The 9,113-nt window shown below is 70.3% G+C and carries 8 protein-coding genes and 1 pseudogene; 5 read left to right on the top strand and 4 right to left on the bottom strand.

All coding sequences use genetic code 11. The annotated features are described in order from the left end of the window. On the bottom strand, positions 1-393 hold a 393-nt coding region (locus CCN56_RS15030; RefSeq protein WP_143664525.1), incomplete at its 3' end, for a YfhO family protein. Positions 394-519: 126 nt separating this feature from the next. On the opposite strand from CCN56_RS15030, the gene CCN56_RS15035 reads away from it, so the two are divergent. From CCN56_RS15035 to CCN56_RS15045, 3 genes are all read left to right on the top strand, one after another. Then, positions 520-1,503, top strand: coding sequence for a glycosyltransferase family 2 protein (locus CCN56_RS15035; RefSeq protein WP_086827255.1), 984 nt, complete (start codon positions 520-522; stop codon positions 1,501-1,503). A gap of 80 nt (positions 1,504-1,583) precedes the next feature. Next, complete coding sequence (locus CCN56_RS15040) at positions 1,584-2,234, top strand: SurA N-terminal domain-containing protein (RefSeq protein WP_086827241.1); 651 nt, start codon at positions 1,584-1,586, stop codon at positions 2,232-2,234. A gap of 19 nt (positions 2,235-2,253) precedes the next feature. Next, positions 2,254-3,216: a nucleoside triphosphate pyrophosphohydrolase gene (locus tag CCN56_RS15045; RefSeq protein WP_086827243.1), complete on the top strand. Its 963-nt coding sequence runs from the start codon at positions 2,254-2,256 to the stop codon at positions 3,214-3,216. A gap of 310 nt (positions 3,217-3,526) precedes the next feature. Here CCN56_RS15045 and CCN56_RS15055 read toward each other — a convergent pair whose 3' ends face one another. Together CCN56_RS15055 and CCN56_RS44565 are read right to left on the bottom strand one after the other, a co-directional pair. Beyond that, positions 3,527-4,738, bottom strand: coding sequence for a globin domain-containing protein (locus CCN56_RS15055; RefSeq protein WP_086827257.1), 1,212 nt, complete (start codon positions 4,736-4,738; stop codon positions 3,527-3,529). Between the two features lie 200 nt (positions 4,739-4,938). Then, positions 4,939-5,037, bottom strand: a pseudogene (locus CCN56_RS44565) (IS982 family transposase); the annotation flags it as partial. A gap of 40 nt (positions 5,038-5,077) precedes the next feature. On the opposite strand from CCN56_RS44565, the gene CCN56_RS15060 reads away from it, so the two are divergent. Next, on the top strand, positions 5,078-5,467 hold the full coding sequence (locus tag CCN56_RS15060; RefSeq protein WP_179199852.1) for a hypothetical protein: 390 nt from the start codon (positions 5,078-5,080) through the stop codon (positions 5,465-5,467). A gap of 46 nt (positions 5,468-5,513) precedes the next feature. Here CCN56_RS15060 and CCN56_RS15065 read toward each other — a convergent pair whose 3' ends face one another. Continuing rightward, positions 5,514-6,737, bottom strand: a complete 1,224-nt coding sequence (locus CCN56_RS15065) for a cytochrome P450 (RefSeq protein WP_086827251.1) — start codon at positions 6,735-6,737, stop codon at positions 5,514-5,516. A gap of 198 nt (positions 6,738-6,935) precedes the next feature. Between CCN56_RS15065 and CCN56_RS15070 the strand changes: the two genes are divergently transcribed. Continuing rightward, entirely contained in the window at positions 6,936-9,053 is a 2,118-nt protein-coding gene (locus tag CCN56_RS15070; RefSeq protein ID WP_179199853.1) for a recombinase family protein, read from the top strand. The last annotated feature ends 60 nt before the right edge of the window (positions 9,054-9,113 follow it).

The raw sequence follows: 9,113 nt of genomic DNA on the forward strand, positions 1-9,113 counted from the left end.
ACACCCCCCAGGGCCGAGCCGCCGCAGCAGGAACGTCATCGCCGCCGCCGCGACCGCCGTCTTCAGGACGGTGACCGCGTACACCGCGTACTCGACGTCCCCGCGCGGGAAGAGCGCGACCAGCGGCGCGAAGGGGCTCGACAGATAGGTGCCGTAGTCGGGCAGGAAGCTCGTGCCCCAGCCGGCCTGCCAGTCGAGCAGCAGCCCGCCGTCCGCCCGGCCGTGCAGCAGGTCCCACAGGTGCGCGTGGAACGGCACGAACTGGTTGGCGAGGTCGTTGACGGCCCGGTGGCGCGGCCCGAAGGGGAAGACCCGGGCGACGGCGTCCCCGCCGCAGACGGCGACGACGGCGAGGAGGGCGGAGAGCAGGTACGAACGCTTGGTTTTCGGCATGGCGGATCGAATATGACAGCGGACGCACGGGAAATGACGGGTCCGGCGGGCCAGTTCACGCGATGGTCGCCTGAAGGTCATCCACCCGGACCGGCCGGGACACCGGACTCCGTTGTCGTGGTCCGCGTGCTGCTCTCGATCGTCGTCCCGTGCTTCAACGAGGAGGACGTCCTCGCCCGCTTCCACGACCACGTGACCGCCGAATTCTCCCGCCTGGAGGGGGAGTTCGAGCTCGTCTACGTGGACGACGGAAGCCGGGACGGGACCCTCCCGCTCCTCCGGGAGCTCGCCGGAGCCGACCCGGACCGGGTCCGCTACCTCTCCTTCAGCCGCAACTTCGGCAAGGAGGCCGCGATGCTCGCCGGGCTCCGGCACGCCGCCGGCGACGCCGTCGTGATCATGGACGCCGACCTCCAGCACCCGCCGGAGCTCGTGCACCGCATGGTCGCCCTGCACGCCGAGGGGTACGACCAGGTCGTCGCCCGCCGCACCCGCGAGGGCGACCGGGTCACCCGTACCCTCACCGCCCGCCTCTACTACCGGGCGATCAACCGGCTCGTCGACGTCGAGCTCGTCGACGGCGTCGGCGACTTCCGGCTGCTCTCCCGCCGCGCCGTCGACGCGGTCCTCGCCCTCGGCGAGTACAACCGCTTCTCCAAGGGCCTCTTCTCCTGGGTCGGCTTCCCCACCACGACCTTCTCCTACGAGAACGCCGTCCGCGAGCAGGGCCGCTCCAAGTGGACCTTCGGCAAGCTCCTCAACTACGGCCTCGACGGACTCCTCTCCTTCAACAACAAGCCCCTGAGGGCCGCCGTCCACCTCGGCCTCCTCCTCACCGTCGTCGCCCTCGGCTACGCGGCCTGGATCGTCGGCGACGCCCTCGTCAACGGCGTCGACACCCCCGGCTACGTCACGCTCCTCGTCGCCGTCACCGCCCTCGCCGGCATGCAGATGGTGATGGCCGGACTGATCGGCGAGTACGTCGGACGCATCTACTACGAGGTCAAGCGGCGGCCGCACTACCTGCTCAAGGAGACGAGCGGCGGTTCGGGGGCGGCCGACACCCGGGTGACGGGTGAGTCGTTGTGGGAAACAGTCGCTCCGAAGTAGTGGCTCCGGCCCGGGCGACTCCCTACCATCGATCACCGCAAGGTCGTTCAACTGACGCACGACCAGCCCGGGAGGCTCCTTTGCACCGCCGCACTGCGCTCACCGTCTCCGCCGCCCTTCTCGCCGCGGCCCCGCTGCTCACCGCCTGCGGCGGCGACGCCCACCCAGGAGCGGCGGCCGTCGTCGGCGGCGAACGGATCGAGGTGTCCAGCCTCCAGGCCCAGGTCGCGGACGTCCGCGCCGCGCAGGCGGCCTCGCCGCAGTCCGCCCAGCTGGTCGCGGCCACCGGCGACCTCAGCCGCCGCAAACTCAACGTCATGATCTTCGACCGGGTCGTCGACAAGGTCGCCCGCGACAACGGCGTCGGCGCCACCCGCGCCGAACTCCAGCAGACCAGGACCTCCTTCGTCCGCCAGGCCGGCGGCGAGGACCAGCTCGCGGCCGTCCTCCTCCAGGAGCAGGGCGTGGCGCCCGACCAGATCGACGCCTTCGTCCGCCGCAACGTCCTCATGAACAAGATCGCCCGGAAGCTGGGCGTCACCGAGGACGCCGAGGGCCAGAAGAAGCTGACGGAGGTCTTCTCCGCCGCCTCCAAGGACCTCGCCGTCGACGTGAACCCGCGCTACGGCCGCTGGGACGACGCCCAGGTCCGCCTCGACACCACCTACGACGGCTCGCCCTGGCTCCGCCAGATCAGCCAGGACCCGGCCGCCGTCCCGGCGGGTGCGTGACCCGGGGTAGGTTCGGAGGGTGACTTCTGAGAGCCCCGGCCGCATCGTCCTGCTCACCGCCAGCCACCGCGTGGCCCCCGGACTGCTGTCCTGGCCCGCCTGGCAGGCGCTGCACGGGGCCGACCGGGTGCTCTGCCCCGACGAGGACCACCCCCAGCTGCCGTACCTGCGGGAGGCCGGCGTCGCCGTCGAGCACGCCCGGCCCACCGCCGAGGAGCTCGTCGAGGCCTGCGCCGGGGGCCGCACGGTCCTGCTGCTGCCCTCCGGCGAGGGCGACAGGGCGCTGACCGACGGCCTCGCCCGGCTCGCCGGCTCCGGCCGCGTGTCCATGCCCGACCTGGAGCTGCTGCCCGGCTCGTACGACCTGCCCGGCGCCCGCCTCCTCGACCTCGTGCAGGTCATGGACCGCGTCCGCCGCGAGTGCCCCTGGACCTCGCGCCAGACCCACCGGGGGCTCGCCAAGTACGCCATCGAGGAGGCGTACGAACTCGTCGAGGCGATCGAGGAGGGGGACCGGCGGGAGCTGCGCGAGGAGCTCGGGGACGTGCTGCTGCAGGTCGTCTTCCACGCCCGGATCGCCGAGGAGGACCCGGAGGAACCGTTCTCCGTGGACGACGTCGCCGGGACGCTCGTCGAGAAGCTGATCCACCGGCACCCGCACGTCTTCGGGGACGCGACCGCCGAGACCCCCGAGGACGTCCAGGCGCACTGGCAGCGCACCAAGGCGGTCGAGAAGCAGCGGGAGTCCGTCACGGACGGCGTGCCGCTCGGGCAGCCGGGCCTCGCGCTCGCCGCGAAGCTCGCGGGGCGGGTCCGTTCGGCGGGCCTCGACGTGAAGCTCCCGGCGGGCGAGGGCATCGGCTACGAACTGCTCGCCCTCGCCGCCCGCGCGGAGGCCTCCGGGGTGGACCCGGAGGCGGCGCTGCGGGCGGCGTCCAAGACGTACCGGGACGCGATCCGGGCGGCGGAGGGACTCGCGTGAGCGGGCAGCAGGGCGCGAACGGGACGGGGCCGAGCGGGGACGACCCGGCTGACGCCGGTCCGGGCAGGTCGCGGCACGCCGACCCCGGGCCTCGGAGGCCGTCGTCCGCCGAAGGGCCGGGGGTCACGGCCCTGTCGGTCCTCTTCTTCGGGTGGTTGGCGGTGAGCTCCTCCACCTGGGGGTGGCTGCGGATCGTCTCCGCGCTGCTCGTGCTCACGGGCGTCAGGGACCTGGTGCGGTTCGTCGTGTGGCGCGCCCGCACGCACTGACGCCCGGCCGGGATCAGGGCGCGCGCGGCGCCCGGCCGGGATCAGGGCGCGCGCGGCGCCCGGCCCTCCGGGTCGTGCCAGAGCGGGGCCGGCGGGCCCAGGAGGCGTTCGGCCGCGGTGCTCGGGCGGGTGGCGAAGCGGCCCACGGACGGCAGGGTGTCGTGGTGGATCCGCGCCGGATCGGCGCCCAGCTCCTCCAGGACCTCGCGGACCTCGGCGACGAAGGCCGGCGGCCCGGCGAGGTACACGTCGTGCGCCGACCAGTGGACGCACGCCCGCAGCGCCTGGAGCAGCCGCTCCGTCGCCTGGTGCCTGCGCTGCCGGGGCGCCGCCGTGATGTAGGTGACGTGGAGGCCGGGCAGGAGCTCCTTCAGGAGCTCGACGTCCCCGCGCCCGTACAGGTACTCCTTGGCGCGGGCCACCACGAACAGCCGGCCCTCGAGCCCCGGCTCGGCCTCGGCGGCCTCCGCGAGGAGCGCCCGCACCGGGGCCCAGCCCGTACCCCCGCATATGTAGGTGCGGAGGCCGCCCGGTGCGGTCCGCGCGGTGAGCGCGCCGCCGGGGGCGCTGAGCCGCAGCACCTCGCCCGGACCGGTCTCGTCCACCAGGGCCGTGCTCATCGCGCCGCCCGCGATCCGGCTCACGTGCAGCTCCACCGTGCCGTCCGGGCGGGGCGCGTCCGCGAGGGAGTAGGTGCGCCAGACGCGCGGGACCCGCAGCGAGCTGACGCTGACGTACTGGCCGGGGCGGAACGGCAGGGGCTGCCGGGGACGCAGGGTGAGGACGGCCAGGTCCTCGCCGTACCGCTCGTGCCGGACGACGTCCGCGTCCCACCAGGCGGGCTCCCCGGCCCCGGCGGCCTTCTCGGCGCCCGCCAGCATCAGGTCGGAGACAAGGCCGTACGCCTCGGTCCAGGCCTTCTCCGCCTCCACCGTCCAGGCGGAACCGGCGGCGTGCGCGAACGCGGCGAGCAGGCTCTGCCCGACCCCCGCGTACAGCGCGGGGGAGGCGAGGAACTTGCGGTGGTCGCGGCCCAGCTGCCCCAGGTACCCGCCGAGCCCGGGATCCTCCAGGTGGGTCACCACATGGGTGAGCGCGGCGAAGAGCCGGTCCTTCTGGGGGAGCATGTCCTCGGGGAAGAGTTCGCGCACCCCGGGGTTGTGCCAGAAGAGGTGCGAGTAGAAGAACGTGACGGCCTGCTCGGCGCGTCTCTCGACGACCGCGAACGTGCTTCTGAGTAGCTGAGGATCCACCGACAAGAATCTAGGGCACAACCTGTACGGCTTGATCACACCTTCTCCACGAACGTGCCTCCCGGGGCCGCCCTGTACGGTCGTGGACACGAGCACCACCCCCATCCCCCAGTCGCCGACCGGCCGGGAGCCTTCCCCATGTCCGAGGGGCTGGCCCGGCCTGGACGATCTGTTCCAAGGGGGCAGTGATCGTAGGCGATCAGCGCGAGGATGCGTTGCATGACGCGGGCTGTGACACCTCCGGGTGTGCGCCCTCGGTGCCGTTCTAGGTCAAGCTGTCCCTTGAGGGTCTCGTCGATTCCGCAGGCACCCCTTGGACCGCACCACCAGGAGGAACCGGTGTCGTACCCGCAACCGCTCACCCCCGAGGAGAGGCTCGCCGACGCGAAGAAGCAGCTGAGCCTCCCGCGTATCGTCGTGATCTGCGGCTCCACCCGTTTCATGCCCGAGATGACCGAGGCCGATCTGCGGGAGACCAAAGCCGGAAGGATTGTCGTCAAACCGGGTTGCGACATGAAGTCGCCGCACGAACTTCGGCCCGATCCTGCCGAGGCCGAGGCGCTGAAGGTTCGACTCGACGACCTGCACCGGGCGAAGATCCGGCTCGCTGATGAGGTGCTCGTAGTCGGCGACTACATCGGAGACAGCACCCGAGCCGAAATCGCCTACGCCCGGTCGCTGGACAAGCCCGTGCGGTTCACACACCCCGAAGTCGACCCCGACGCCTGACCGCCCACTGCCGCACCCTCCGCAGGCACCCCTTGGAATCGATCATCTAGAACCGTACGGGCAGCTCCCGCAGCCCCCGCATGATGAGCCCGCCCCGCCAGCGCAAGTCCGAGGGGTCTACGGCGAGCTGGAGAGCCGGGAGCCGGGTCAGGAGCGTACGGAGTCCTATCTGGCCTTCCAGCCGCGCGAGAGGGGCTCCAAGGCAGTAGTGGATCCCGTGGCCGTAGCCGAGGTGCTGGTTGTCGTGCCGGGCGAGGTCGAGCGTGTCCGGCTCCTCGAAGCGTGCCGGGTCCCGGTTCGCGGCGGCGAGCACGACGAGGACCGGATCGCCGGCCGGGATGTCCTGCCCTCCGATGGTGAGGCCCGTGGTTGCGTACCGCCAGGTCGCCAACTCCACCGGTCCGTCGTAGCGGAGCAGCTCCTCGACACCTGTTTCGAGGAGGCCGCTCTCTCCGGCTGCCAGGGATTCTCGCAGCCGCGCGAATTGCCCGGGGTTGCGGAGCAGCGAGTGGACGCTGTTACCGAGGAGATTGACGGTCGTCTCGAAGCCGGCGAACAAGAGTACGAAGCACATGGCGGTGGCTTCGTTCTCGCTGAGGTGGTCGCCGTGGTCCGAGGCCCGAATGAGTCCGGAGATCAGGTCGTCACCGAGGTTCTCCCGCTTCCTGTGGATCAGCTCGGCGAGATAGGCGCGGATCTTCTTCACAGAACGGGCGACCCCGCCGCGAGGGCCGCCGCCGTGGCGGATCATCATGCCGGCCCAGTCGCGGAAGTCGTCCTGGTCCTCGCGCGGCACGCCGAGCAGATCACAGATCGCGTAGATGGGCAGCGGGAAGGCGAACTCGTGGATGAGGTCCGCGCTGCCCCGCTCCGCGAAGGAGTCGATGAGCTGGTCGGTCAGTTCCTGAACACGCGGCGCGAACTCGGCGATCCGGCGCGGGGTGAAGGCTTTCGACACGAGCCGCCGGAGCCGGGTGTGGTCCGGTGGGTCGATGTTGAGCAGGTGCGTCATCAGACCGGCGCTGCGCTCGCCCGGGATTCCGGTCTTTCCGGGTTCGGCGTGGTGCGTCGGGTTCTTCGACAGCCGCTGGTCGGCAAGGGCCTGACGGGCGTCCGCGTACCGTGTCACGAGCCATGCCTCGACCCCACTGGGCAGTCTGGTCCGGTGCACCGGTGCGTGGTCGCGCAGCCAGGCGTACGCGGGGTAAGGGTCGGTGGCGAATTCCCAGCTGAAGAGTTCCGGCAGCTCGGGAGTTGATCGGTCATGCATGGCTTCGACCGTATCCTGGCGTGGGCGATCGCCCCATTTGGTCTTTGTTTCCGCTTCCGCTGTTTTCTCCTGGGAGATCCACCTGGCGGCATACACTCCCCGGAAACGATCAAGGCCCCGCGCCGGCAGCGCAAGGGCCTCAACCTGCCTCGCGGGTCTCTGACCACCCCGAGGTACGGCCACTCTGGAGGGAGTGACATGCCCATTGTGGCACGCCCGCGTTCGCGTGCGGCAGCGACGATCACCGTCGCCAGGTACCGACGAGTCTCGACAAAGGATCAGCTCGACGGTTACGGCCTCGAAGTCCAGGACGCCCTGTGCAACAGCTGGCTCACCCGCAACCCTGAGGCAACCGTCTTCGGCGACTATGTGGACGAAGCCGTGTCCGGCGCCCTCGAATCCCGACCGGGCATGGACCGTCTCATCGCCGATGCCGACAGAGGCAGCTTCAACCGCATCCTCATCCCCTCCGTCGACCGCGTCGGTCGTACCGCCCGCGCCGCGTACAACTGGGCCTGGCGGATGGGGGACATCGGCATCCACTTCATCTCGGTCAGAGAGGGCATCGACACCGGCGCCGACGGAGGCTGGCAGGCGTTCGCCCAGTGCGTACAGTTCGCCGAGATGGAATGGCGCCGGATCAAGGAACGTACGGCCGCCGGCAAGGAATTCAAGATCAGCTATGGCGGCTGGCCCGGCGGGCCGGCCCCGTACGGCTATCGGATCGCGGTCGACGAGAACAGCGGCATCGGGTGCAAGAAGAGGATGTCCGTCCTCGTCTCCGACGACCGTGAAGCCATGATCCTCTCCTTGGCAATCAGCTTCATCGTCGACGACGGCATGAACTTCACCGAAGCCGCCGAGGAACTCGACCGCCGAGACCTCCTCACCCGCAGTGGCGCCCCTTGGACCGCCGCCAACCTTCGAAACCGTCTCCACCACGAAAGTCTGCACGGCGGATACGTGCTCTACCGCAAGACCCATCGTGGCAAGGGGGGCAACACCACCCCTCGCCGAGACGGCGGCACGCCAGCCCATGATGACCAGGTCAAGATCGGCGTCCCCCGCATCGTCACAGCAGGCCGCGCCGAAGCCCTCGCGGCAGCCATGTCCGAGATCGGCTTCCAGAACGGTCGGGAAAAGGACCGCGTCTACCCCCTCACCGGCCGCATCCAGGGGCACTGCGGACTCGTCTTCACCGGAAGCAGCCAAGGCTCCGAAGCGCGGCGTGGCTACCGTTGCCAGGGCCTCACCCCGAGGAGAGACGGGGAGACCGGCCAGAAGGGCAGGTCCTGCGCCGAGCCCTACTTCAACGCCGAGGAGATCGAGAAGGCCGTCTGGGGCGAGCTGGGGACGCTCATCAAGGACGAGACCCGCCTTCACGCCGCGGTGAACGAGTGGGTGTTCGGTCTGTCTGGCGACGAGGCAAGGTACGCCGCGCGTGTACAAGACCTGGAGTGCGAGATCGGCGAGCGGGAACTGGTGATCCGTACCGAAGTCCCGAAGTACATCCAGGCCGGCATGGACCCCGCCGTCGCCGCTGCCGCTACGAAGGGACTCCAGGACGAGCTCCGTGAGACGGAGGAGCAACACAGGATCGCCAAGGAGTGGCTGGACGACCACAAGGACCTGGAGAGGCGGGCCGGCAACCTGGCCGCGATCGTGACCAGCGCTGAGGGCCGGCTCGACGGCGTGACGCCGGAGGAGAGAAGGGAGGTGTTCGACATGCTCGACATCCGCGTCACCTTCGGCGACGTCACCCACCTTCAAAAGCCGGGCCTCAAGTGCCAGGTGACCGCCTGGCACTGGGACAACGACGTGCTCGTGCCGCCGGACCCCACGGACGAGGAGTGGCGGGCTGTCGTCGCTGCGGTGAAGCCCTTCTTCGCAGCCAAGCACTTCACAAGTAAGTACGACATCCATGAGCAGTTCAAGGGGATGCTCCACCGCCTTCGCCAGGGCCTGGCCTGGGCCGAGATGCCGACTACCTGGGGACCGGTCAACGCGATGCGTGAGCGGCAGTTGGCCTGGTGGAAGCGGGGTGCGTGGCCGGTGGCCATGGAGATGCTCGATGCCGGGGAGCGGGGGGTGCCCGCGTACAAGCGGCCGACCCTCCCGCAGCTGTTCGTGACCTGTCGGCTCGGGAACGGTCTCTTGGCCCGGGAGCGCGGTCTCGAACCCCGCGGTGTCCAGATGCGGGACCGCGAGGTCATGGACCCCACGGACCCGCGCTTCGCCGGGCTCGCCCACACGCTCCGCGTGCTCACGCAGTCCTGTGCAGAGCATCCGGATCACCGTGAGGAACGGCGTCCTTGAAGTCCGATCAAAGAGACAGTCCCTGGACTACGCCAAGGCGGGCGTAGTCCAGGGACTGTC

Source organism: Streptomyces sp. NRRL B-24572 (assembly GCF_002156145.1).
Lineage (GTDB): Bacteria > Actinomycetota > Actinomycetes > Streptomycetales > Streptomycetaceae > Streptomyces > Streptomyces vietnamensis.

Excerpts from the sequence above, each read along its gene's own strand:
- CCN56_RS15065 (WP_086827251.1), bottom strand. The coding sequence starts at position 6,737 with ATGCATGACCGATCAACTCCCGAGCTGCCGGAACTCTTCAGCTGGGAA.
- CCN56_RS15070 (WP_179199853.1), top strand. The coding sequence starts at position 6,936 with ATGCCCATTGTGGCACGCCCGCGTTCGCGTGCGGCAGCGACGATCACC.